The organism is Paenibacillus sp. 7516, from assembly GCF_002272715.1.
GTDB lineage: Bacteria > Bacillota > Bacilli > Paenibacillales > Paenibacillaceae > Paenibacillus > Paenibacillus illinoisensis_A.
In genome coordinates, this window is the sequence record NZ_NPBI01000024.1 from 262,777 (window position 1) to 288,248 (window position 25,472).

A 25,472-nucleotide genomic window follows, 5' to 3' on the forward strand; every position below is an offset into this window, starting at 1 on the left:
CTCACTTACACCATTTGAAGGTTTGAACGTTTGAAGGGAGGATCACGTCTTGGACAAAGTCATGTCGAACCGTCTGGTTGCTGCGCTGTATGTGCTGCCTGCGCTGCTACTGCTGCTGGTTCTGGTCTATATCCCGATTGTGCTCACCGGATACTACGGTTTGATGCAGTGGGATGGGATTGGGGCGATGACGTTTATTGGTTTGGATAACTACGCCAGATTGATTCAGGACAGTACGTTCTGGCAGAGCGCCAATCATACTTTTTTGCTCGCCTTGTTCTCTGCGCTGAGCCTGATTGGTTATCTGATGATTGCACTTGTGCTGTCGGGAAAGATCAAGGGCGCGAATGTATTTCGAAAAATATATCTAATCCCGATGCTGCTGTCTTCCGTTGCGATTGCTCAGTTATGGCTGAAAATTTATCATCCCAGCAATGGTGTGCTGAACACCTTCCTGGAAGCGATCGGATTCAGCAATCCGCCGGCCTGGCTGGCGGAGCCATCGCTCGTGCTGTATGCACTGTTCGTGCCGATTCTGTGGCAGTATGCGGGCTTCTATATTCTGATCTATTATGCTGCGCTGAAGAACATCCCGGAATCTCTGGTCGAGGCTGCCCGAATTGATGGTGCGAACCCGTGGCAGATTGCCTTTCGGATCAAGCTGCCACTCATCACGGAAGTCATCAAGGTAACGGTGGTGCTGGCCGTGGTTGGCTCGCTCAAGTATTTTGACCTCATCTATGTGATGACCGATGGGGGCCCTAATGGCTCCAGTGAAGTTATGGCCTCCTATATGTATCGTCAGGCTTTCCGCAGCTTCGACTTTGGTTACGGCAGTGCTGTAGGATTTTTCCTGCTCTTGATCTGTCTGGTGGTCACATGGTTGCTCCGCAAGGCGACGGCTTCCAAAGATACGATCGAGTATTCCTGACGTGAACGTAAAATGAAAGGAGGTCTATCCTGGTGAAGACGGATACGGCTGTTCGGCTGCCCGTACATCCGGAGACGGGCCAAGGTTCAGCATGGTTAAGAAGGTTTGGATATGTGCTGCTCTATGTGCTCTTGTCTCTGGTGGCTGTACTTCAGATATTGCCCTTGATCTGGCTGCTGTTATTCTCGCTCAAAAATAATCAGGAGGTATTTGACATGCCTCCTTTTGCCCTCCCGGCTACGCCGCGTTGGGAGAACTATGTCAAGGTATGGACGGAAGGTAATATCAGCTTATACTTTTTCAACAGTGTATGGATTACGGTGGTTTCTGTGGTGTTCACGGTCCTGTTTGCCAGTCTTGTCACGTTTGCCATCACACGGATGCGCTGGAAGGGACGTTCGCTGGTGCTGGGGCTGTTCATGGTGGGTCTGATGATCCCGGTGCATTCCACGCTGATCCCACTGTTCAGCCTGTTCCTGAAGCTGAATCTCACAGATCATCCGTTATCGGTCATTCTGTCTTACATTGCATTTAATATGCCGATCACGATTATGATCCTGCTTGGATTCTATTATTCACTTCCGAGAGAGGTCGAGGAGGCTGCGGTGATGGACGGATGCTCCGTTAACCGGATCTTCTTCCGCATTGTACTGCCGATGACCGCTTCGGTAATTGCGACAACGGCCATCATTAACATGATCTATGACTGGAACGAATTTATTTTCGTCAATACCTTCATTAGCTCGGATGCGTATAAAACGCTGACGGTTGGTGTACAGAACTTTATCGGGCAGTACACCACCGATTGGGGCGCCATCGGGGCTACGCTGATGATCAGCATCCTGCCGATCCTGATTGCATTTCTGGTGCTGAGTGAACGGATTGTCGAAGGGATCGCGGCCGGTTCGGTCAAAGGATAATGGTCCGGTAATTGGTCCGATCATGCCCTTCTATTAGACGCATCGTCTGCGTTGTAATAGAAGGGTTTTGCTATGTCTCGGCGATGTCTACGGAGCAATGTGGCGGTGACTGCAAGACAGGTTTTATGAAACAAATTAATTCCTATTTCTGGTATTTCAAAAATCTTTCAATTATTTTCGCAAAACTACTGCATTTTCAAATCACCTGTGCTAACATACCCTATGAAATCAAGCCCACGTTGGAAAGGTGAGAAAATGACAGCAATATCCTCGACCAAAGAGTCCCTCCGTTCAGATGCCAAGGATCTGAAGCTGATTCGGCTGACCTGGCCGATTTTCCTGGAACTCTTCTTGTTTATGTTGATGGGGAGCGTAGATACGCTCATGCTTAGTTCGGTATCGGATAATGCAGTCTCCGGAGTGGGCGCAGCCAACCAGATTATCTCGATTGCCATTCTTGTACTCGAAGTCATCGGACATGGTGCTGCGATTGTAGTAGCCCAATATATAGGTTCCAAAAAACTGAGTGAAGCAGCACAGGTTACAGGGAATGCGATTACGCTGAACCTTATGGTTGGACTGATCCTGAGTGTTATTTTTCTGGTGTTTGGTGGACATTTACTGACACTTCTGAATATTCAAGGCGAAATCTATGATTACGCCCGTTCGTATATAAGCATTGTCGGGGGCGGGATTTTCCTGCAGGCTCTCATTAATGCGCTGGCTGCAACCATTCGTACACACGGGTATACCAAGGAAACGATGTACGTCTCCGTGTTTATGAACGTCATCCACGTGATTGGTAACTATGCCCTGATCTTTGGACATTTCGGCCTGCCCAAGCTGGGCGTGGAAGGGGCAGCGATCTCGACGGTGGGAAGCCGTTTCATCTGCCTGCTGATCTTCTTCTGGCTGTTGTACCGTGTGAGTGAGGTTCGGGTAGAGTTCGGTTACTACATTAAATTGTCCAAAAATTTTATCGGCAAAATTCTGCGCATCGGTATTCCGTCTGCGATGGAATCCATGGTGTATCATTCCTGCCAACTCATATTTACGTTGTACGTGACCTATCTTGGGGCGGAAGCCATGGCAACCAAGCAATATGCCGGTAATATTTCCAGCTATATATATCTGTTCAGCATGGCGATCGGCATGGGAACATCCATCATTGTCGGTCGTCTTGTGGGGGCACGCCGCAAAGATGAGGCATACAAACGGGTATTTGACAGTGTAAAATGGGCCCTTCTGGCCACCGTTATTATTGACGTGATCATTATTATCTTCCGCGTACCATTAATGAGCATCTTTACGGAAAACCCGGAGATTATCAAGCTGGGCGCTCAGGTACTCCTGCTCAGTCTGCTGCTTGAAACCGGACGTACCTGCAACATTGTCATTATTGGTTCCCTGCGTGCGGCAGGGGATGCCAAGTTTCCGGTATATATGGGGCTGATCTCGATGGTATGCATGAGCTTGCCTCTCGGATATCTGCTGGTGTTCCAGCTTGATCTGGGGCTGGCAGGTGTGTGGCTTGCCATTGCGGCAGACGAATGGACACGTGCGGTCATTATGTACTTCCGCTGGAAGAGCCGGGCGTGGGAGAAACATGAACTGGTGGAGCATGATGAGGACGAGGTTGGTGCAGAGCCGGTTCCGGCAGTCTGATTCGTTTGCCACGATTGGATATACAGCTCTCAAGGAAAGAGTCGGTCAAGGACATGGTTGTCCCTGATCCGGCTCTTCTTTTTTTATATTTTCCGCAAAAATGATCAAAACGGCCGCTTGGCGAACACGTATAGTAAGGATATGGAAGGGGGTTAATCTCCACTTGAGCCGTTACCAGGAGATGATTCAGGACAGCTTGTTCTATATTGAGACACATCTGCATGAGGAGATAGGACTGGAAGAGGTGGCGTCGGAGGCTTTGTTATCGCCATATCACTATCACCGGGTATTCCGGGATGAGGTGGGCATGACCGTTATCGATTACATTCGTCATCGCCGGATGAGTTTGGCTTCTACTGCACTGCGCTCCACAGATGCAGGCATTTTGGATATTTCTCTCGCCTGCGGCTTTGAAAGTCAGGAAGCATTCACCCGGGCCTTTCGTAAAATGTATGGCATGCCGCCCGGTCGTTTTCGCAAGGTATTCGATCTGAAACTATTTACCGGAAAAACCAGAGGAGGAGAAATACAGATGAATTCTGCAACTGCAATCAAAGGCTGGATGTTAACAGGAAGCCACCCGCAAAATTATGAAATGGGCATCGACCCTGCCGAAGTACATCAAGGTAAGGCCTCGGGATATTTGAAGGCCGTAACACCAATGGAGCCGAATGAGTTTGCCACGATGATGCAGCAATTCCGTGCAGACAAGTATGTGGGGAAACGGATGAAGCTGTCCGGCTTTGTCAAAACCGATCGTGTGGACGCATTCTGCGGACTATGGATGCGTGTGGATAATCATGTCCAGGACGTACTGCAGTTTGATAACATGCATGATAGGCCGATCACGGGAACACAGCCCTGGAATCAATACAGCATTGTGCTGGATGTACCCGCAGAGAGCGCAATAATCTCGTTTGGTGTGATCCTGAACGGTAAGGGCAAGGTCTGGGTGGACAGCTTCCGCTTCGAAGAGGTGGATTTGAATACGCCCTTAACCCATATGGAGACGGAAGTTGAGTTGTCGGACGAGCCGATGAACTTGTCGTTTGAAGAATAGTTTGATCGTTCGATGCTTATAAGCACAAAAAATGGTAAGAGACGAAGGCCGATCCATTTCCAGGTGAGGTCTTTTTGCCTTGTACGGGTATAAAGAAAGTGAAACGAAGTCCAAGCTTAGAGAAAACGGCTTGTTGTATAAATCATATCGTCCTCCATGGATTATCCGGCCAGACCTTGTTAACATAGATCCAGGAATAAAGAACTTAAGAATCAATAAAGAGGATGAATCCGATGACTAAAAAAGTGCTTGTGGTTGATGACGAGTCAAGCATCGTCAGTGCCATTGCTTATGCGCTCCGGCGCGAAGGATATGAAGTAGAGACCGCAAATGATGGCGAGGAGGCACTGGTCAAAGTGGCGTCATTCCATCCGCAGGTCATGATTCTGGATGTCATGATGCCCAGGCTCGATGGATACGGCGTATGCCGCAGACTGGAGGACCGTGAGGATATCGGTATTATTTTGCTGACCGTGAAAAATGACATCGTGGACAAAATCGTCGGACTGGAAATGGGCGCCGATGATTACATGACCAAGCCGTTCGAGATTCGCGAGCTGCTAGCGCGGGTGAAGGCGCTTATGCGCCGGGTGGAGAAGAGCAGTCCACCGCCAGACGAGCAGAAGAATCAGGCCATCGTTAATGGGGATTTGCGCATTCATGTGGCTCACCGGACGGTGACAGTGAAGGAAGAAAAGCTGGATCTTACGCCCAAGGAGTTCAACCTGCTCACCATCCTGATGTCCAATCCGGAGCGGGTGTACACCCGTGATGATCTGCTGGATCGGGTATGGGGCATGGAATATGCAGGAGGCACACGCACAGTGGATATTCATATTCAGCGTTTGCGCAAAAAAATCGGTGATACGGATCAGCAAAAGCTGCAGACGGTGTACGGCATTGGCTATAAGGCATCAGCTCCTGAACCGGGCGGTTCGGCATGAGGGTCAGCATCAAGCTGAAATTCAGCGTGTTTCTGGCGGCATTGCTCATCTTGACCGTTGTGGTACTCAGTTCCCTCGTCCTGCGAGGGATTGAACGCAACCAGCAGTCACAGATCGAAGGCATTCTGTCGCAGCAGACGCGTCTGGTCAATCTGAATGTGCGTCAGGCCTACTATACGGAAGCCATACGGCTGGAGACGGATGCCTTTCTGAAGCAAAATGGCCGCAGGCTGGCCCAGGAACTGGCGAACTCGACAGGTCTGCCCATTGCGCTCTATGACATGAATGGGACACAGGTAGGCTCGTCCATTACACCGGGTGAGAGTCTGGAGATCCAGGAGACGCTGAACTATGCTCTGCAAAATAAAATCGCCTACCGTGAACAGGGGGACACACTGCTCTATGCGGCACCGCTGGATGGTCCGGATGGCCAGATGGGTGCGATATGGATGCAGTACTCGGTCCAGAGCTACCATGAATTCTACGCACGCATTTTGCAGTTGTTCCTATGGGCGGGAATTGCTGTAGTTGTATTGAGCTTTATTCTCGGGTACCTGTTCTATAATCGGTTCGCGGTTGCGATAACCAAGCTGAAGAAATCAGCGGATTCCATTCGGGAAGGCGAGTATATCACCGAATCTCCTGTTAAACGCAAAGATGAACTGGGCGAACTGGGCCAAGGCATTTATTACATGAGCACGTCCATTCAGCAAAACATTACAGATATGCATGCGGAGCAGCAGAAGCTCCAGCTGGCCATTGAGAAGCTGCAGGCACTGGAGCAGCAGCAGAAACAATACATCGGCAACATCAGCCATGAATTCAAAACGCCACTAACCTCGATCAAGGCCTATGTGGAACTGCTTGATATGTACCGGGATGACCCTCAACTGCTGGAGGATGCATCCAGCAACATTGGCAAGGAAACGGAACGGTTATACGAGATGGTCGAGAAGGTGCTGCATTTATCAGCATTGGAGAAATATGATTTTGAGAATCAGGCGGAGGATGTAGAGGTGGGTGCGCTGCTGGAGGACGCCTGCGGACGCATGCGAGGCAAAGCCGAGAAGTTTGCGCTTCGCATGGAGCTGGGCATTCAGCCTGCCGTTATCCGCAGTGATCGGGAGAGCCTCATGCATATCTTCATCAATCTGCTCGATAATGCGATCAAGTATAACGTGCCTGGCGGTGTCATTCGGGTACAGAGCGAGCAGCGGCCACAGAAGCGTGAAGCGGTGATTCGCATCTTCAACTCGGGTATGCCGATTCCGGAAGAGGCAAGAGAGAAGATCTTTGAACCTTTTTATACCGTCAACAAGGACCGGGCGAGAAAAACAGGCGGAACCGGACTTGGTCTGTCACTCGTGAAGCAATTTGTAGAGAAACAGGGCGGGACGATCACCCTGCTGCCGGGTGATGAGAATGAGGAAGGAACAACATTCCAGCTTGTTCTCCCACTCGCCGATTCAAGTTTACAAGTTGGAAACAAGTCTGAATAACTTTGGAAGTATGACATGTGTATGCTTGGTCTATAGCAGAGAAAGCAGGGGGGACCATGATGAATTGGAAACAGGCGGCATGGGGTACGTTGGGTGCGTTAGCTCTGTTGTCCGCAGCAGCTTGCGGGGGGACGACGGCGCCGGGAGGCAGTACACAAAGCGGAAAAACGGGCACGGATATCACGGTAAAAGATAATACCAATACATCAGTGTACCAGAGCTTCAAACTCGAGAAAATTGATAAATTACCCAATATGCGCGGCGTGGCCTGGCTAAGTGATGACTGGATCGTATCGGACAAAGAGAACACGTCGATGAAACCCGTCACGGTTGAAGGCCAGGAGAGATACCCGCATAACTTATATATGTACGATCTGACGAAAGGAACCGATACACCGCTCAAGGAGAGCGAAGTCAGTCTGAGCTCGCCGCTCGTCTCACCGGATGGTCAGTACTTGTTCTACCGGGAGCCGGAGGAATCGACAGGCAAAGGTTTCTTTCTGAATTTGCACAACGGGGAGACGGTGAATGCGGGCAAGGAAGATGGTTTCGTTCAGGAAGGCGCATGGCTGGATAATGAGCATGTTGTCTTTCCGAATATGAAGGGAGACCTCGTCTCAGCCCGTATTGATGGAACAACCAAGGTTCTGGTGGAGACCGGCAATTTCAACGTGCGCAGCGTCAGGGTTTCGGGCAGTATGATCTACTATATTACCGGTGAAGACGGACAATTGAATGCCTATGATACAACCACAGGTGACGTGAAGCAGGTCCTGAAGAGCGTGGAGTGGGTTATTCCGTCCAATGATGGAACTAGGCTGGCCATTGTGAAAAAAACAGCGGATACGAAACGGGCGCTGGTGCTTACCGATCTGGAAGGCAACGAGAAGGCGACGCTCGCCAGAGGCACACAGATCTTCGGGACCAGTTGGTCCGGGGATGATTCCAAGATTGCGTATACGATTAACTCGGAGAGCGATGATGAGAAAGGGCTGTTCGTTTCCAACACGGAATCTGCAGAGCAATTCCAGATCTCGGCCGATATGGACGACATCTCCGATCCACTCGCCTGGAGCCCGGAAGGCAACAAGATTCTGCTGTCTCAGGCAGTTTTACAGAATGAATCGTATCACTTTGTCACTTCTGTTATTACGATTTCGGAGTAACCAAACGAAAAGAGCCTGTTTCCCAGTGGAAATCAGGCTCTTTTCTTATGTATTTTTTAACATGATGGAACCAAGCTGTTCCTTACGGAGAAGCCTCGGTATATAGAATAACGGATAGATCATCAAGTAAAGGTTTGGAACCCACCAGCCCCAATCGAACTCTCCACGGAATGACCAGAACGCAATCGCTTGGAGCCCGGAACAGAAGGTCAATACGAGGGAGATAAGAGCGACCAGCCGCCATCGTTGATCCGAACGGCGAAGTAGGAACAGACTATAGAGTCCTGTTGCGGAAATAAGCAGATCAAGCGGAAGAAACGACAGGTTCCATGCGACCAGCAGAGGGTTGGTATAGTCCTGATATAAGTATTCTTTAGGAATCCATGAACCCCAAGTCACCGCCCAATACAGAATAAAGCCGATATCCGTAAGCAGGAATAAGGTTTTTAACGAACGACTCAACGTTATCCCTCCTTATCTGGTTGTAATTTAGCTCCATGTTGCAGGGAACCCTCCTGTGCCAAAACAGAAGGTGAATATTCTGCTGCCACCTGAAAAGAAGCGTTACTCGGTACTTTCGCTTCAGGACTTCCCATACGTAATCCAGCCACACCAAGGATAATAAGGAGCAGGGATCCGGCCTTCAGCCAGGTCATCGGTTCCTGAAACGCGAATAGCCCAACCACAGCCAGAATGGTTATCCCAGCTCCAGACCATATGGCATAGGCGATACTGACTGGAATTTCTTTTAGCGCGAGACTCATGACCCCAAAACTAATCAGATAAAAAATACCCATAAGTACTGCGAGCCCGGGTTTACTTAATCCTTCAGACATTTTCATGGAGATCGTCCCTGCAACTTCAAATAGAACGGCTACAGCGAGCCATAACCAAGCCATTACAGTCCCTCCTTTGGAAGAACGCCTTCCAGGAGCATATCGACCATCTCCTGCAGTGCTGCCGATAAGGTGCTGCCGTTCCACGATCCCGATGCGGACTGTTCCATCAACCTGTATAAGCCGCCAATATAGACTTGTACAAAAACTTCAGTATCAAATGAACGCAGTTCACCAGATGCCTGTCCTGTGTGTACCAATTGTCTGATCTCATCCCAGTGGTTCGTTATAAAGAGATCTAACTGGCTCCAGACAGCAGGATAATATCGTTGCAATTCAGACAAACGCCGGAGATCAAACATGCCGAGGTCGTCGGGCATCATGACAAGGGCTTGTCTTAACTTCGACGGAAGGGAGAGCGATGCATCATTCATGAGCTGTTGCTCTTTCTGAACGATTTCGGTCAGTGAGGTATCGAGCAAGTCTTTGAGCAAGTCTTCCTTGGAAGGAAAGAATTCATATACCGTCTTGGTACTCATACCCAGTTGTTTGGACAAGTCATTCATACTGAACCGGAAGCCACTACGGATCACCTCAAGGCGGGTGATATCAAGAATGCGTTCTCTACTCATGATTATGACTCCTTGTACTTTGTTTGTTTGATCGGAAAATAAATAAAATAAATTATTTTCCTAGTTTTTTATATTTTATATCCCAGTTTTCTTTGTGTCAAGAAGAGGCACTTTTCCGTATTCCTTATAAAATAAAGAGCCTGTGTTCTGAGGCAGCTCCTCTCCAACTGTTTATACAGTTCAGAGGGGCTACCCGCCAGAACACAGGCTTTATTTATGGGACTTAATTTTGCATACTCAGCAGCAGCTTCACTGCTTCAGCACGCGTTGTGTTGTCTCTTGGAGCAAAAATGTTCAATCCTTTACCATTCAACAGCCCGGACTGTTGCATTCCAGCAACCGCTGCTCTCGCCCATACAGGAATCTGTTCGTTATCTGCAAAGGTTGAGCTGGTTCCGGATTCTGCCTTCACTTGCAGGGCATTCGCTACCATAACGGCCATTTCTGCACGGGTTACGGCATCATTCGGATGGAAGGCACCGCCCGAGTCCCCCTGAATGAATCCTGCCTGCACGGCACGGGCTACGGCAGACTGTGCCCAGATGCCTATGTTTGAGCGGTCGGTGAATGATAAAGGTGCTTCTGCATAATCGGTTTGCAGTGCATTCATCAGCATCACTGTGAACTCGGCACGTGTAACGGATGCATTTGGTTTAAACGATCCATCCACATATCCCTTCACGATGCCATCACGGACAGCCTGCTGAATGAGCTCTTCCGCCCAGTGACCTTTTATATCGTGTAATGCGACTTCTACTGGGGCGTTAGGCTGATCAACCGCGAACACAGCAAATTTGGTGAAATGATTTACGTCGACTTGGATCAGATCGCCATCCATAGAGGATTCTCCAGCAGAAAGCCATATCTTTTCTTGTTCATCAAAATAAAATAGTTCAGCCCGCTGATTGCTTCGCAAGCTTGATCCGTCGAAAGCCATCTTCAATGTTACGGGTTTGTCGAAATTCTGAGTTACATTTTTGAGTAGTTCATATACCGGGCTGAGCAGTTGAGCTTGATTGGTCAGCAGATCGGATGAATCCTCAACCTGGTCGACGGTGATCTTCAGTTCCTGATTCATCGCCCCGGCAGGGATAGTTAATGTCATGCCATTTCCCAAACTTACTTGACCGGCCTGCCCCGGTGCCAGCGTTAAACGGCCGTTTGTTGATGAGTTCGCCGAGTTGGGTGGCGAGGAATTATTGCTCGATCCGTTGCTGTTCTGGCTACCGGAACCACCGCCGTTATTGCCATTGCCGCCTGATGGTGGAGAAGGAATTACGTTCCATTTCGCATATAAGGTAAGATCGGCGATCATCTCCGTTTGATCAAAGTCGAATGGTGTCTTCAACTCAGGATCGATGTACCATCCACTAAACGTATAGCCTGAACGGCTTGGTGAAGCCGGAGCTGTGAGCTTACTCCCGTGCTCAACCGATACATCATCTACGGCAGATCCACCAAGAGTATCGAAGGAGATGGTGTACTTGTCAGCAGTCCATTTCGCATACAGGGTAAGATCGCCAGTCACAGGTGTATTGTCAAAATCGAAAGCCTGACTCAAACCTGAGTCGGTGAACCATCCAGCAAAAGTGTGTCCCACTTTGGTTGGATCAGCCGGAGCCACTGCCAACTCACCATATTGAATCGATTGATCAACGACCGCCGTACCGCCGTTAGAGTTGAAGTTAACGGTGTAATTGTTGATCGACCATTTTGCATACAAGGTAAGATCGGTAGTTACAGTTGTGTTGTCAAAATCAAAAGCCTGACTCAAACTTGAATCGGTGAACCACCCGGCAAAAGTGTGTCCCGCTTTGGTTGGATCAGTCGGGGCTGCCGCCAATTCATTATATTGAATAGACTGGTCATCGACCGCCGTACCGCCGTTAGAGTCGAAGTTGACGGTGTAGGAGTTAATCGACCATTTCGCATACAGGGTGATATCGCCAGTTACAGGTGTATTGTCAAAATCAAAAGCCTGACTCAAACCTGAGTCGGTGAACCATCCAGCGAAAGTGTGTCCCACTTTGGTTGGATCAGCCGGGGCTGCCACTAAATCATTATATTGAATCGATTGATCAACGACCGCCGTACCGCCGTTAGAGTCGAAGTTGAGGGTGTAGGAGTTGATCGTCCATTTTGCATACAAGGTAAGATCGGTAGTTACAGGTGTGTTGTCAAAATCAAAAGCCTGACTCAAACTTGAATCGGTAAACCACCCAGCAAAAGTGTGTCCCACTTTGGTTGGATCGGCAGGTTTACTGGTTTTGTCTCCGTAATTCACGTTCTGTTCAAGCACCTCGGAACCGCCATTACTGTCAAAATGAATGGTCCGCGGCGTATGAAAGCTGAATTGAACGGTTGTTGTGTTGCCTGCACGATCCGTGACAACCAGTACATGTTCTCCTTCGGCCTGAACGGTGTCTCCATTGTTAAATAGGAAACCATTCAACGTCGCTGTCCCTTCATTAAATGTGATGACTGGACTAATGGTATAGACTCCGTTTTGGGTTACGCCTGTGACAATAGGAGGGTGAGTATCCACCGTAAAGTGAATCGTTGTTGTACCAATGCTATTGGTGACTTCCAGGGTATAATCGCCATCTGCCGTGACGGTAGTCCCACTTGTAAATGCAGCGCCATTCAGCAACGCCGTACCACTATTAAAGCTAGGTGTGACCGCTTGATTGTACATTTCGCTGTCGGTTACGCCGCTAACGATGGGGGCTGTGGTTTGCTCAATCGTCAGCGTAACAGCCACCGGCATACTTGTGCCCCATTCGTTATAAGCACTATAAGTGAAACTGTCAGTTCCTACATAATCAGTCACCGGAGTATACGTAAACGAGCCGTCGGAATTCATGACGACTGTTCCGTGCATCGGCCCACTTCTCAACATAGCAACAGAAGCATCTCTATCATTGGAAAGTACGCCTGGGGCAGAAACAACCAAAGCGGCGTTTTGGTTAGTAATATAGTTGTCTTCAAAGGCTTCCGGGAGCTCCCCACCGTCTAAAGTCGGGAAAGCGCCTGTGTTAGCAACATAATAAACGAAAGCAGACTGGCTGCTGTTGAGATTAGGTACATTAAAATTTACCTGACCATCTCCCCCAAACTTGGTGCCGAGTAGGCTGAATAAGGGTTGATTTTGGTTGATGGGCAGTGTTAATCCGTTTGCCGGTATCCAATTGTTTGTTGGGAGACTAACCAGCATAGGTATGATCTCACCTATATATTCTTCACTTGTTCCATTCTCAGCACGCTGGGTTGGATCAGTAGAAATCGCATAGTAAATGATATCGTTCATTTTGGGCATGTTAGGAAGTTTAAATGTGGTATTCCCATCTCCGCCATAAGTCGTGCCGATCATCTGGTATAAATCGCTGTAATTAGATGTGGAGACCTCCTGGCCATTCAAGGCTAACCAACCTGGAGGGGTGAACTGATACGGAAAAATACGAACCTCTCCAAGAACGGATGGCCCCGCACCATAGATGCTCTCATCACGCGAAGGGAAGATTCCGTTTGTGGCTATGTAATAGCCTGTGCCGTCAGGTGCAGCACCGGATAAATTGGGTAATGAGAAAGTTGTTTTTCCATCACCTCCAAAATTATTTCCGAGGAGAGAGTAAAGAGCCGTATTTTGGGTGATCGACATCGATTGCCCTCTAGCTGGCATCCAGCCCGTAGGTATTGCATTGTAGGGAAATAATCGGATCTCCCCAAAGTAAGGCTCTGCTCCCGCTGCCTGTGCCCGTTCGAAAATACCGGAGTTATTCCACTGACCACTCAGTCCAATCAGGAGTACCATCCATAGGATACTTACTTTCTTGAATAAAGGTAAACTCACAATCTCATCCCCATTTTCCTCATAAATGTATTCACGTTATGCTTATCCCCATCCACTGCATTTTCGTGATTTACAGTGGTAAGCCATATAATGATGAGCATAGTGTACTGGATACGAAGGCAAAAATGAATACGATTTTAATTCAAATTTAAAATAAATTTAGATATCTTCCAGAGACACCTCATATATGGATGAAATGTTCCATAACTTTCATCCCTTTCTATACATTTATATTGACTAAGCCCTTCCGATTCCGATAAACTAGAGTGCAGGAATAAAAGTCGTATGTTGGGCAGCAGTTCGAGACGATGTTTCGGGCGGCTGTTTATTTTCTTTTTAATGAGCAAGGTTGCAACGTTGTAGGCTTGTCGGATGATCCGGCCAATATCAACATGGAATAGGAACAGGTGATACACATGTGTAACAGCGCGTACCGCGTGCTTTTATATTATAAGTTCGTGAAGATTGAAGACCCCGAGACATTTACGCAAGAACATCTGCAATACTGCAAGGACCTGGGTGTAAAAGGCCGTATTCTGATTGCATCGGAAGGTATTAATGGTACGGTATCCGGCACGCCGGAGCAGACGGAGCAATATATGAAGGACATGCATGCCAATCCGCTGTTCAGCGATATGGTGTTCAAGATTGATGACGTGGAAGAGCATGCGTTCAAAAAAATATTCGTTCGCCACAAAGCGGAGCTTGTAACCTTCCGCGTGGACGAAGATCTGGACCCGAACGTAACTAGCGGCAAACGCCTCACGCCAAAAGAGTTCCACGAGCATTTGCAACGTGATGACGTCATCGTCATCGATGGCCGCAATGACTATGAATACGAAATTGGTCATTTCCGCGGAGCCATTCGTCCGGACGTTGAGTCGTTCCGTGAGTTTCCGGAGTGGATCCGGGAGAACCTAGGCGACATGAAGGACAAAAAGATCATTACCTACTGCACTGGCGGCATTCGCTGCGAGAAGCTGACCGGTTTCATGATCAAAGAGGGATTCCAGGACGTGGCTCAACTGGAAGGTGGCATCGTAACCTACGGTAAGGACCCTGAGGTACAAGGTCGTCTGTTCGATGGCAAGTGCTACGTATTTGACGAACGTATCTCCGTGCCGATTAACCGGACAGATGAGGATATCGTTATTGCCAGCTGTTATCACTGTGGAACGACACATGACCGATATATTAATTGTCCAACCTGCAACCTGCAGCATGTGTGCTGTGAGGATTGCGAAGAGACGCATAACCGCTTTTGCTCGGATGCCTGCCGGGAGGCAGCACCGGTACACGCATAAGCAGGAGAGCAGGTGCTGCACGTGAAGCGTGAAGACGAAATGACGACGCGTGAACGGATTTTGTTCATGCTGAAGCGGCAGGGCACGATGACCGCAAGAGAAATGACGGCCGAACTTGAACTGACCGGCATGGCAATTCGCCGTCACCTGACGGCACTGGAGCAGGATGGACTAATTGAAGTCCGGGAGGCTCGGGCCACAGCTGGACGTCCATCTTCGGTGTACCATTTGACCGCACGCGGGGATGGTTTTTTTCCAAAATCCTACCCTTCTCTTACGCTTGAATTGCTGGAAGAACTGACGGAGTCTGCCGGTGAAGGCATTGTAGACACGTTGTTCGAGAGCCGGCGCGACAAGCTGCTCCGGAGCAAATTGCCCCAGATGGAGGGCCAGGATCTGGCCGGGCGTGTGGAGGAATTGGCACGAATACAGAATGCTAATGGCTACATGGCTGACGCTTCGAGAGAAGAAGACGGTTCTTATGTGCTGACAGAGCTGAACTGCCCGATTGTACAGGTAGCGAGCGTATATCGTCAGGCTTGCCGCTGTGAATTGGATCTTTTCCGTTCCTTGCTGCAGGCAGATGTCGAGCGCACGGAATGTTACGCTGAGGGCGGCAAAAAATGCACATATCAGATTCGCGAAGCCGCGGGAAATTGATGAACGTAAGGAGGCTGTTTCGATCATTCGAAACAGTCTCTTTTTTTGTTATATAAAACGTAAAAACGTTATTATTAGGGTTGAATACACTTTTATGGTTCACTTAACATCCGGTAAAGTTTTATCAGTTGACGTTATTTAGGAGGAAATATGATCGTACATGTACACTTGACACATGGAACTCATAATAATAACATCCGTTATATAACATCTGTTATTATTATGGAGGGAGAAAATAATGCCACCAAGATCGGAGATCACGCAGGAAAAAGTGTTATCTGCCGCATTTGAGCTTGTGCGGGAGCAAGGATTGGAGGCGGTCACTGCGAGAAACGTCGCTCAGACGCTCCAATGCTCTACCCAACCAATCTATAGCCTCTATAACAACATCGAAGAGCTGAAAGCAAGTGTGTATGATAAAGCTGCCGAATTTGCTCGCAATAGCATGATGGATTATAAGGATAGTGTTAATTCTCCTGCTCTGAACATAACCATCGGTTTTCTGTATTTTGCTCAAAACGAGAAACAGCTGTTTAGAGCCTTGTATCTATCTGGTTATCGGCAATACAATCCACACACCGATCAGTTTCTGGGTGAAGAACTGACCACATCTTATATGCGATACAGCAAGCGATTACAGGACATTTCCTACGAGCAACTCAAGCGTATTTTCTTAAAACTGACGATTTATTTAATCGGCATTGGAACGTTACTCAACTCTCACACCCTAGAGCTGGACATGGACGAAGCCATCGAGATGATCCGGGAAATGTATGAAATGTTACTGCATAAAGAAGGTCTCACTTATTAAATCCGAATAGGGAGTGTGCAAAGTGGTCCATGGGCTCGGTAACAAAATTGGAGAAGGCGGATGCGCTGAAGTGTTTGAATGGGAAGATGGAAGCAAGATCATCAAGTTGGCTAAGCCTAATACCATTCCGGCTGCTTTACAGGCTGAACTGCACCATTGTCGAACTGCTTGGGCCTGCGGGCTTCCCGTTCCGCGCCCCTATGATTTGGTGGTCGTTGGAGGACGATCAGGTATTGTATTTGAACGGATTTATGGCGATCCCATTATAAAGAGATTTGTGGAAAGAGCAGTAGAGCAATCCAGAATGCAGCCACCCATAGATATTATGGAAGATTATATAGACGCCAAGATCACGGCAAAACTTTTTCATCAGATTCACTCTCATTCAGTGGCCAAAATGCCAAGTCAGCGGGAAAATATAAAAAATGATATTAATAGAGCACAATATCTAACAGAAGCGGAGAAGGCAGCTATTATCGCCGAACTGGATGGCTTACTCATCAAGCAGCAGCTTTGTCACGGAGACCCAAATCCAGGTAATATACTGGTTAGGGATAACGACGCAGTCATTATTGACTGGAACAATGCTTCTACAGGAAATCCGGAAGCTGACTTGGCTGAATATGTTATTATGATCCGATATGCGATCTTACCCCCACATTTGCCGAGTGAAGCCAGTGTTCTTCTCGATGCTACAAGGGAAGCCTGCATTAACTTGTTCATGGTGGAGTACGAAAGATTATCTGGTATCCGTTATGCAGATGTTGAACCTTGGATCCTCCCTGTGGCAGCACGCAAACTGGTTGCGGATGGGATCTCCGAAGAGGAAAAGCGTTTGCTTATCAACGAGATTAGAAGAAGGCTCCACATTTGATAGGCAAATTAAATATGGTAAAGGCCATCGGCAGAAATATTGTGGATGGCTTTTTTATTTTGTGTAATGTTTTCTATCACGATTAAGGAATAAACCAAATTGGAAGCGGTACAACCATTGACGGGAAAGAAGTCGCACCTTAATATTAGAGAAACACAAAATGACCAATACGAGTCATGGACTTCAGTCGCATGAGGAATGTCTATGTTTGTCTGCTTTTGTCGATAAAAGCAACAATGCGTTGAAGCGTTCGCTTTGTCCCGCCCTATCGTGTCACTAGGATGAGAGATGGGCAACACATTTAGAAGATGGAGAGGGGTTCTCACATGAAAAAGAAATTCTGGATGTCACTGATGATGGTTGCCTCAATGATTGTAGCCGCAGGTTGCGGAAATAACAGCAGCACGGGTACGGGTACGGAATCCGAAGGATCCGGTACTCCAGCAAGCGAAGGTACTGCAGAAAAATCCTACCGCATTGCCATCTCGCAAATTGTGGAACATCCATCCCTGGATGCAACACGTGAAGGATTTATTGCGGCACTGAAGGAAGCGGGAATCGAAGAAAACAAAAACCTGACCATTGACTACAACAATGCACAAGGTGATTCAACCAACAACCTGTCCATTGCCCAAAAAATCGCAGGGGATTCAAAGAATGACCTGGTGCTCGGGATTGCTACCCCATCTGCACTGGCTCTGGCTCAGCAGGTCAAAGAAAAGCCATTGCTCTTCGCAGCAGTAACGGATCCGCTGGGTGCCAAACTGGTTAGTGACTTGGACAAGCCAGGCGGCAATGTCACTGGTGCATCGGATACGAATCCGGAGGCAATCGTGCAGTTGGCTGATTTTATTGCGAAATACATGACGGACGTAAAAACGGTAGGTTTGGTCATTAACGAAGGCGAACCGAATGCCGTTGTCATGGCAGACAATGCCGAAAAAGCACTGGCAACACACGGAATCAAGCTGGTCAAAGCGCCAGTTACGAATACATCTGAAGTTAAACAGGCAACAGACTCTCTGGTAGGCAAAGTGGATGCCTTCTACATCACACTCGACAACTCGGTTGTCAGTGCAGTGGATACGATCATCCAGACAGCAAACAGCAACAAGATTCCGTTCTTCTCTAGTGACCGGGATACGGTTGAAAAAGGTGCTTTTGCTACCGTAGGTTTTAAATACTATGACCATGGATATCAAGTGGGCGAAATGGCCGCGGATATTCTGAAGAATGGTACGAAGCCTGGCGATATGAAAGTAACCGTTCCGGACAAGCTTGATCTGATCCTGAACCTTAAAGCAGCTGAAGCTCAAGGCATCACCGTTACCGACGAGATGAAGGCGGAAGTGCAGGACCAGGATAACAACATTATTCAATAATCTGACCGGATAACAACCGGCAGTACGGATGCGAGGCGGACGTGCAGTGGGTTCGCCTCATTCTTTTCGAAAGACAGGGAGGAAGTAGCGTGAGTATAAGTTGGAATTCAATCGAAGGGGCAATCGAGCTCGGTCTGTTATATGCCCTCATGGCCCTTGGTGTATATATTACGTTCCGGATTCTCGATTTTCCCGATCTTACCGTAGACGGAAGTTTTACAACAGGAGGCGCAATCGCGGCGGTTATGATCTCCAATGACTTTTCTCCTTGGCTCGCTTGTTTGGCGGCAATGGCTGGAGGAATGATAGCTGGAGCCTGTACCGGTCTGCTGCATACCAAAGGCAAAATTAATGGATTGTTATCCGGGATTCTGATGATGATCGCCCTCTATTCCATTAATATGCGTATTCTTGGTGCGCCGAATAAATCCATTATGGGAATGGATAATCCATTCTCGGGTGAGCATGTCATGGTGCTGATCATCATTGTTGTGCTGGTATTTAAAATCATGCTGGACTTGTTCATGAAAACCGATATTGGACTGGCATTGCGCGCCACAGGCGACAACAAACGCATGATCCGCAGCTTCGGTGCCAATACCGATGTAACGACCATCGTCGGCGTCAGTTTGTCCAACGGACTGGTTGCCTTGTCCGGGGCATTTATTGCCCAGCAATCAGGCTTCGCAGACATTACGATGGGGATTGGTATGATCGTGATCGGATTGGCCTCCGTTATTATCGGGGAAGCCATTCTGGGTGCAAGAACGGTATTCTGGGCAACGCTCGCTGCTGTGGTCGGTTCAATTATTTACCGGATTGTCGTTGCGCTTGCTCTTCAGGTCGAATGGTTCGATACCTCTGATCTGAAGCTGATTACCGCGGTAATCGTCATTATTGCTCTTGTCTTCCCAACCATGCAGCGCTCCATGAAGCAGAAGAGCCTTGCTCGCAAACGAACGGAAGAGCTCATGCGGTCCACGGGTCAACAAGCGAAGGGAGGCATGTGAACATGCTGGAGATTTCACATGTGACGAAGCTGTTCAATCCGGGAACGACAGACGAGAAGACAGCTCTGGTTGGCGTGAATCTGACGATGAATCCGGGGGATTTTGTAACGGTCATCGGCAGTAATGGTGCGGGGAAATCTACGTTGATGAATATCATATCTGGTGTAATGAAGCCAGATATGGGGGATGTGCTGATCAATGACCGGTCCATCAAAAACCTGCCTGAGCATAAGCGCAGCAGCTGGATCGGCCGGGTGTTCCAGGATCCGATGGCAGGAACGGCTCCGCATATGTCCATTGAAGAAAACATGGCGATGGCGTATAAACGCGGTAAAGGGCGTGGCCTTGGCTTCGGGGTTACCCGGGCAAGACGGGAGATCTTCAACGCCCAGCTGCAGAAGCTGGGGATTGGACTCGATAAGCGTCCCAATGCCAAAGTGGGTCTTCTCTCTGGCGGGGAGCGCCAGGCACTCAGCCTTCTTATGGCAACCTTTACCCAGCCGCAGATTCTGCTGCTTGATGAACATACGGCGGCACTTGACCCTTCACGTGCCGAATTGATTACCGAGCTGACCGAAACGCTGGTCCGTGAGATGAAACTAACGACCCTGATGGTAACTCACAATATGGAGCAAGCGATTCGTCTCGGTAACCGTCTGATCATGATGGATAAGGGCAGAATCATTCTGGACGTCAGTGAAGAGCGCAAGCGCACATTGACCGTACCTGAGCTGCTGGGCGAATTCGAGCGCATCAGCGGCAAAAAGATGGCAGACGACCGCGTGGTACTTGGCTGAGGCCAGGCCATACGCGGGCGTATTATACAGAAAACCTTTTGCGTACCCGCAAGAGGTTTTTTGTGGTATGTTGTTTTCTACATGAACGAATACCAGGTTTAGCGTAATCACATTCGTATGAACCCAAACAAGGGATAAGCAAGCATATACAGGGGGACCAGGCATGTCATTGCAATTTGATGAAGGTACATATACCGTAACCCGGCGCACGGATTCCATCCAGCTGCTCGCGAAGGAATTCGCACTTTTTCATTTTTTATATGAAAACAAGGAAAAGGCATTCACCCGCAGCCAGCTGCTGGACAGTGTATGGCCGCTGGAGTATCCGGTTGAGCGCACCGTGGATGACCATGTATATCGGCTGCGTAAGAAACTGAAACAATGGGAAGAAGTTTCGCTGGATACGGTGCGGGGCTACGGTTACAGACTAACCATACGGACGAATATGGCAGCGCTGCCCGCCAACCCCTCCGCACACGATCTGGAGATGCGGGAAGTGATCCATGGATTGTTCCGCAAATATCATTTGTTTGGACAGGGGAAATCGATGCTAACCTTGTTCGATCAGCAGGATGCTCTGGGTATCCAGATTGATTCGTTCTATCAGCTGTATATCCATTTTATCCAGGGGGATCTGGAATGGCTAATGACCACCGAGGAATTTCCTTTTGAGGAGCGTTTATACTGGCTGCTGATTTTTGTACACGCGCTAATCGAACCGGCAGAGAGTTTGCATCTGTATGAGCAGGCATTGAATTCACCTGCGTTGTCTGCGGATCAGCTTCGGGAGCTCCGTATCCTGAATATTGTCGAGGTCTATGCAGAGGTTGGTCAATATCGGCGGGCCAAAGCACAATTAGTAGAGACATATCGCGTCATTGAGACAGATCATCTGGTCAACTTCAAGCTGCCCGTATCCCTGTCGGAGTTGTACGTAGAATTGTGGGGCGGCAGTGGTGAAAGAGTAGAAGAACAGATGAGCAAGTTACGTTCAAGTCTGAAGGATGCGCCATATTTGCGTGAGATTGGACGATTTCAGGTCATGGAGGGGCTGTGGCTGCTGAGGCAGGGGAGAGCTCGAGAAGCAGAGCCGAGAATGGATGACGGGCTGGATGTTCTCAAAATGACATTGAACGCACCACTATACATCAATTCGGCGAATCAGATCTTGTTATTCATGGCACACCACCGAATTGAGGGACGTCTGGTTCACAAATATCGTCAAGTCTATGCTGAAATTGCCAAAGAATACGGTGTTCCTATGTATGGGCAGCGTATTACGAATGAAGTCCGCGCGTATTTATCCCCATTTCCTCCAGCGTCTGATCTTCCTCTGATATAACTCTCGTATGATTACAGCCAAGGAACATGTAAGCCTGGCAACAAGGCTGTAATCAGAGGAGTAGGAGGAACCCCCCCACAATGAACACTGTTTCAAATGAATCTCATCGCTCATCACCTTCGTCCCCAATGCCACCCACAAGTTTGTGGACCAACTTCCGCTTCATGCGTATGTTTATCGCGTATGCGCTCGCTACTTTCGGGGATTGGTTCGATGCCCTTGCCATTCAGGTATTGGTGGCCTATCGATGGGGTGCCGATCCACTGATCATCGCACTGATTCCCGTCTGTATGGCTGTCCCGGGCATTCTGCTGGGTTCGGTAGCGGGTACCCTTGCGGATCGTCTGCACAAAGTAAAGATCATGCTACTCTGTGATGTAATTACCGTTGTGCTTACGGTTGCCATTTTGTTCGCGCCAAGCGCGGCATGGCTGCTTCCGCTTCTGGCCTTGCGAGCCATGATGGGCGTATTCCACATTCCGGCCCAGCAGGCGCTGACGCGTCAAGTAGTGGCCGAGGAGCATCTGTTCCAGGCATCGTCTCTGAACGGTTTTGTCGGACAGTGCTCCAAGGTGGCCGGACCGCTTCTGGGTGCCGTCATCCTGGCGGTATTCTCACCCCAGATTTGTATTATGATCAATGCCTGCACCCGTTTAATATCCGGGTTGGTATTATGGCCATTGCGACGGTTAACGGAGAAGCCGGAACATTCTATAGGCTATGAGACGCAAGACCAGCAGGACCCAGCAGAGACGGAATCGGTGCTGACGCAATGGACGAAAGGGTGGAGCTTTATACAAAACAGCCGGGCCATTTTATGCACGCTGTTGTTTGGCTGTTTGGGCTTAATGGCCATTCTGATGATTGATTATCAGTTCGTAACCCTTTTTCGAAGCATCAAGCCGGGGAATGAAACCTTGATCGGGTGGCTGGGCTCATCGGCAGGTGCAGGTGCTGTTATCATGATTCTGCTGCTGAACCGGCTGCCGCGAGTCAGTTATGGATGGGGGCTCGGTGGAGGTTTTGTCCTTATTGGCGCAGGTATTGGTGCTCTAGGCTGGGTAGTTCCCCATACCCCGGATGTATGGATTATCGTTTGGGGGCTGTGCATTGGTCTCGGAAACGGCCTTTCTATGGTGACTCTGAATTATTTGCTGCAAAAGGAAACCCCTCCTGCTTATGTAGGACGTGTCTTCGGCATCCAAAATTCGATGTCCAGTGTTGTGCTTGTCGTTGCCCCGCTGGCAGGTGGTGCGCTGATTCGTATTATGGGGCCCGGCCTTACCTTTCAATTCATTGGCATTGCTACGCTGGTTATTGGAATGGCAGGCATCGTAATGCAGCGTGTATTATGGGGAATCCGGGAATCACATGGGGCTGTCGTCAAGGAACACGTTTAACATCTATATCTGTTATGAAAAGAAATACGCTAAAAGCCGCTTCCGGTTCGCCGGAGGCGGCTTTACCATTCGGAAAGGTAGAGTATTCATTAGACCTCCCACCAAGCAAAGCAGGCTGTGGACGCCAGCAAGCCTCCAACGGAAAGAGAACCACTGACCGTCAGATTAATGGCCTGACTTGGCGGGCCGCCCGGCGACTCTATGTTCGCCGGGGCTGCACATGCTGCTGCGCCTGACATCTCCCGACGCAGCGGTAACCGAAGGCTTTGCATCTCGCTGTAAGATGTTATTCGTCCATCTCTGACATACCGGGCTTTCACCCGCATAACAGCTAACCCCATTGCTGGCGTTTGACAGTTTCATCCTTGCTAACGGGGATCGACTATCCTTTTTCGAATCACTGCCCGGAAGCAGCGGATTGGCGTCCCATACATGTCGGACCAAATGGCATCATCAGGCTCTTCCACCACGAGCTTTCCATCAATGGTGAGACCGGTAACGGCCATGATGGTCTCGAGTAAATCGGGCCGCATCTCCGGCACATCAAAGGTTGCAATTAATTGTCCATCCGGCTTCATGACCCGGGCGAATTCGCGAAAGGCACGCAGCATCGTGCCTGTATCCAGATGCTCCAGAACCGAAATGCAGAATATACGGTCAAACTTGCCTGAGGCATAAGGCAGCTGCGCCAGGTTCGCCTGAGCACGTTGCAGCCTGGTCAAGTAATGTTCCGGTAAATGACGCGCAGCATCTTCGCCGAAGTCGGAAGCAATATCCTGCCGGATTGCTTCCTCCGACAAGATACGTTCATCCCAATCACAGGCGTGAGCTTCCCGGCAGTGTTCGGCCAGCCAAAACTTGAACGGATGGGAAATGCCGCAGGCTGCATCCAGTACCACATCGTCTTGTTGGGCGAACTGGCGGGCCCATTCATATTCGTAAGGTCTGCTCCACCATGCCGGATGCAGTGGAAATACCAGCGTATCTGTTTTGGGATCGTTTCGCCGAACATATCTGGATACTAATGCCTCATTCTGATTAGGTGTGTCCATCATCCCCGAATCCCCTCTCTCAATCCTGCATCTGCCAAGAACGTCTCCAATACCGAACTCCACTTACGCCGCCATCCGGACAGATCGTAGGCCACGGCTGTCTCCCTGGCATATATGCCGAGGCGCTCCCGCTCCGCCCTGTCCTCCAGCAAGCGAACCAGAGCGGCGGTTAGTGCTTCATCGCCAGGGGGCACAAGCAGCCCATTGAAACCGTCCTGTATGAGATCGTTTAACCCGCCCACGTTGGAGGCAACGACCGGAATGCCGCAGCTCATGGCTTCCAGGCAGGCATAGGAGGTTCCCTCCGAGAACACCGTGGGAATCACGGCAATATCAGCCTGATGGTAGGCCTCGCGGATATCCCTGAAGTCGTACGTACGCTGCAAGATGCGATCCTGGTGCGGATGAGTGCGATGCCAATACCGAAACACCCTGCCCACCGTGCTGCCTTCAACCAGTTCTCCGGCAAATTCAATCTCCAGATCAGGATAGGCACCCAGCAGCCGATCTGCCGCAAGCATCATGGGGATGATGCCCCGTTCCATACTGATTCGGCGCGGATACAGAATTCTTAGAGGGCGGGCAATCTTTGATGGCAGAGCAGTACTATGAATGCTGATAGCAGAATCAGCGATCACGTTTGCCTGATCGGAATTGTCAGCGTTATCAAGCAGAACAGGTTCCTTTGCACTCCATCCGGAGATGACGACCCCGGCTTCTTCCTGGCTGGCGAGGTCCTCCTTCCATGCAGACAGCCATTCCGCTTCCTGTTCCTGTCCGAACCTCGGTCTGGGGGGAGCGGGAGTGAAATAGGAGGTATCCACAGCATTGGGAATAAGGACAACCTGTTGAGGATCATCAAACGTGCATGCCGCCCGGCAAAAGGTCTGAAAATGGGAGTCCACCGATACGATGCGTACCAGTCCATCCAGTGCCAATTGGATGTGCTCAGTCACCTGCTGCTTGGTCTCCAGCGGCAATCCGGGACGATCCCAGTTAATGCCGTGGCAGATGCCAAGACTGCCGGGCTTGTAGCTGATGGGCTGCCAGAGACAGCTGGCATAGATGACCGGGCCGCGAGCTGCAGCTGCCATCCGGGCAAAGGCTTCAGGCACATCATCCATATCGTAGGCGTACCCGAATACATCAATCTGCTCCGTACGTGTCTGAAAGGCTTCATAATAAGACAACTGATGCACTTCGGGATGATGCCCCAGTTCGCGGATCACACTGCACAGATACAGAATATAACGTTCAAGCCCCCCTCCGAACACCCGTCCGAACTCCCGGTTGTATCCATCCGTGAAGCTGTGTGTCAAAATGCTGACCACACCCAT

Annotated in this window: 23 protein-coding genes; 16 read left to right on the top strand and 7 right to left on the bottom strand. The window is 49.3% G+C overall.

What is annotated here, in order from left to right; translation table 11 throughout:
- Positions 1–49 precede the first annotated feature (49 nt).
- From CHI14_RS20790 to CHI14_RS20820, 7 genes are all read left to right on the top strand, one after another.
- Entirely contained in the window at positions 50–931 is an 882-nt protein-coding gene (locus CHI14_RS20790; RefSeq protein WP_095290890.1) for a carbohydrate ABC transporter permease, read from the top strand.
- A 56-nt stretch (positions 932–987) separates the two neighbouring features.
- Entirely contained in the window at positions 988–1,851 is an 864-nt protein-coding gene (locus CHI14_RS20795; RefSeq protein WP_095291269.1) for a carbohydrate ABC transporter permease, read from the top strand.
- 255 nt (positions 1,852–2,106) lie between these two features.
- Complete coding sequence (locus tag CHI14_RS20800) at positions 2,107–3,516, top strand: MATE family efflux transporter (RefSeq protein WP_095290892.1); 1,410 nt, start codon at positions 2,107–2,109, stop codon at positions 3,514–3,516.
- A 181-nt stretch (positions 3,517–3,697) separates the two neighbouring features.
- Positions 3,698–4,576 (top strand): helix-turn-helix transcriptional regulator, encoded by an 879-nt coding sequence (locus tag CHI14_RS20805; protein WP_095291271.1) that lies wholly within the window; start codon positions 3,698–3,700, stop codon positions 4,574–4,576.
- 233 nt (positions 4,577–4,809) lie between these two features.
- Complete coding sequence (locus tag CHI14_RS20810; protein ID WP_095290894.1) at positions 4,810–5,520, top strand: response regulator transcription factor; 711 nt, start codon at positions 4,810–4,812, stop codon at positions 5,518–5,520.
- Positions 5,517–7,019, top strand: coding sequence for a sensor histidine kinase (locus CHI14_RS20815; protein ID WP_095290895.1), 1,503 nt, complete (start codon positions 5,517–5,519; stop codon positions 7,017–7,019). Before CHI14_RS20810 ends, CHI14_RS20815 begins: the two co-directional genes overlap by 4 nt.
- Positions 7,020–7,078: 59 nt before the next feature.
- Positions 7,079–8,185 carry a DUF5050 domain-containing protein gene (locus CHI14_RS20820; protein WP_095290897.1) on the top strand — a complete coding sequence of 369 codons (1,107 nt, stop codon included), beginning with the start codon at positions 7,079–7,081 and terminating at the stop codon, positions 8,183–8,185.
- Positions 8,186–8,230: 45 nt separating this feature from the next.
- On the opposite strand, the gene CHI14_RS20825 is transcribed toward CHI14_RS20820, so the two are convergent.
- The 4 genes from CHI14_RS20825 to CHI14_RS30340 form a co-directional block, all read right to left on the bottom strand.
- Positions 8,231–8,647 (bottom strand): YvaD family protein, encoded by a 417-nt coding sequence (locus tag CHI14_RS20825; protein ID WP_095290898.1) that lies wholly within the window; start codon positions 8,645–8,647, stop codon positions 8,231–8,233.
- A gap of 2 nt (positions 8,648–8,649) precedes the next feature.
- Positions 8,650–9,084 carry a DMT family transporter gene (locus tag CHI14_RS20830; RefSeq protein WP_095290900.1) on the bottom strand — a complete coding sequence of 145 codons (435 nt, stop codon included), beginning with the start codon at positions 9,082–9,084 and terminating at the stop codon, positions 8,650–8,652.
- Positions 9,084–9,653, bottom strand: a complete 570-nt coding sequence (locus tag CHI14_RS20835) for a TetR/AcrR family transcriptional regulator (protein ID WP_095290901.1) — start codon at positions 9,651–9,653, stop codon at positions 9,084–9,086. Before CHI14_RS20835 ends, CHI14_RS20830 begins: the two co-directional genes overlap by 1 nt.
- 223 nt (positions 9,654–9,876) lie before the next feature.
- Positions 9,877–13,503: an InlB B-repeat-containing protein gene (locus CHI14_RS30340; protein WP_095290903.1), complete on the bottom strand. Its 3,627-nt coding sequence runs from the start codon at positions 13,501–13,503 to the stop codon at positions 9,877–9,879.
- A gap of 416 nt (positions 13,504–13,919) precedes the next feature.
- On the opposite strand from CHI14_RS30340, the gene trhO reads away from it, so the two are divergent.
- The 9 genes from trhO (at position 13,920) to CHI14_RS20885 (ending at position 23,083) form a co-directional block, all read left to right on the top strand.
- Positions 13,920–14,807 (top strand): oxygen-dependent tRNA uridine(34) hydroxylase TrhO, encoded by an 888-nt coding sequence (gene trhO, locus CHI14_RS20845; RefSeq protein ID WP_095290904.1) that lies wholly within the window; start codon positions 13,920–13,922, stop codon positions 14,805–14,807.
- A 21-nt stretch (positions 14,808–14,828) separates the two neighbouring features.
- Positions 14,829–15,467 carry a helix-turn-helix transcriptional regulator gene (locus CHI14_RS20850; RefSeq protein WP_095291272.1) on the top strand — a complete coding sequence of 213 codons (639 nt, stop codon included), beginning with the start codon at positions 14,829–14,831 and terminating at the stop codon, positions 15,465–15,467.
- A 238-nt stretch (positions 15,468–15,705) separates the two neighbouring features.
- Positions 15,706–16,278: a TetR/AcrR family transcriptional regulator gene (locus CHI14_RS20855; RefSeq protein WP_095290906.1), complete on the top strand. Its 573-nt coding sequence runs from the start codon at positions 15,706–15,708 to the stop codon at positions 16,276–16,278.
- A gap of 70 nt (positions 16,279–16,348) precedes the next feature.
- Positions 16,349–17,152, top strand: a complete 804-nt coding sequence (locus CHI14_RS20860; RefSeq protein WP_249281187.1) for a phosphotransferase family protein — start codon at positions 16,349–16,351, stop codon at positions 17,150–17,152.
- Positions 17,153–17,478: 326 nt separating this feature from the next.
- The gene (locus CHI14_RS20865) at positions 17,479–18,534 is read left to right on the top strand and encodes an ABC transporter substrate-binding protein (RefSeq protein ID WP_095290909.1); all 1,056 of its coding nucleotides are present in this window, start codon (positions 17,479–17,481) and stop codon (positions 18,532–18,534) included.
- 149 nt (positions 18,535–18,683) lie between these two features.
- Positions 18,684–19,544, top strand: a complete 861-nt coding sequence (locus tag CHI14_RS20870; protein ID WP_236146853.1) for an ABC transporter permease — start codon at positions 18,684–18,686, stop codon at positions 19,542–19,544.
- Positions 19,545–19,546: 2 nt separating this feature from the next.
- Positions 19,547–20,341, top strand: a complete 795-nt coding sequence (locus CHI14_RS20875) for an ABC transporter ATP-binding protein (RefSeq protein ID WP_095290912.1) — start codon at positions 19,547–19,549, stop codon at positions 20,339–20,341.
- 163 nt (positions 20,342–20,504) lie between these two features.
- Complete coding sequence (locus CHI14_RS20880) at positions 20,505–21,683, top strand: winged helix-turn-helix domain-containing protein (protein ID WP_095290914.1); 1,179 nt, start codon at positions 20,505–20,507, stop codon at positions 21,681–21,683.
- Between the two features lie 80 nt (positions 21,684–21,763).
- The gene (locus CHI14_RS20885) at positions 21,764–23,083 is read left to right on the top strand and encodes an MFS transporter (protein WP_249281188.1); all 1,320 of its coding nucleotides are present in this window, start codon (positions 21,764–21,766) and stop codon (positions 23,081–23,083) included.
- A gap of 89 nt (positions 23,084–23,172) precedes the next feature.
- Here CHI14_RS20885 and CHI14_RS20890 read toward each other — a convergent pair whose 3' ends face one another.
- Genes CHI14_RS20890 through CHI14_RS20900 form a run of 3 tightly spaced genes read right to left on the bottom strand, consistent with a single transcriptional unit; the run spans position 23,173 to position 25,472 of the window.
- The gene (locus tag CHI14_RS20890) at positions 23,173–23,409 is read right to left on the bottom strand and encodes a hypothetical protein (protein WP_095290915.1); all 237 of its coding nucleotides are present in this window, start codon (positions 23,407–23,409) and stop codon (positions 23,173–23,175) included.
- Between the two features lie 42 nt (positions 23,410–23,451).
- Positions 23,452–24,138, bottom strand: coding sequence for a class I SAM-dependent methyltransferase (locus CHI14_RS20895; RefSeq protein ID WP_095290917.1), 687 nt, complete (start codon positions 24,136–24,138; stop codon positions 23,452–23,454).
- Positions 24,135–25,472 carry a glycosyltransferase family 4 protein gene (locus tag CHI14_RS20900; protein ID WP_095290918.1) on the bottom strand — a complete coding sequence of 446 codons (1,338 nt, stop codon included), beginning with the start codon at positions 25,470–25,472 and terminating at the stop codon, positions 24,135–24,137. The genes CHI14_RS20895 and CHI14_RS20900 overlap by 4 nt, the downstream gene beginning before the upstream one ends.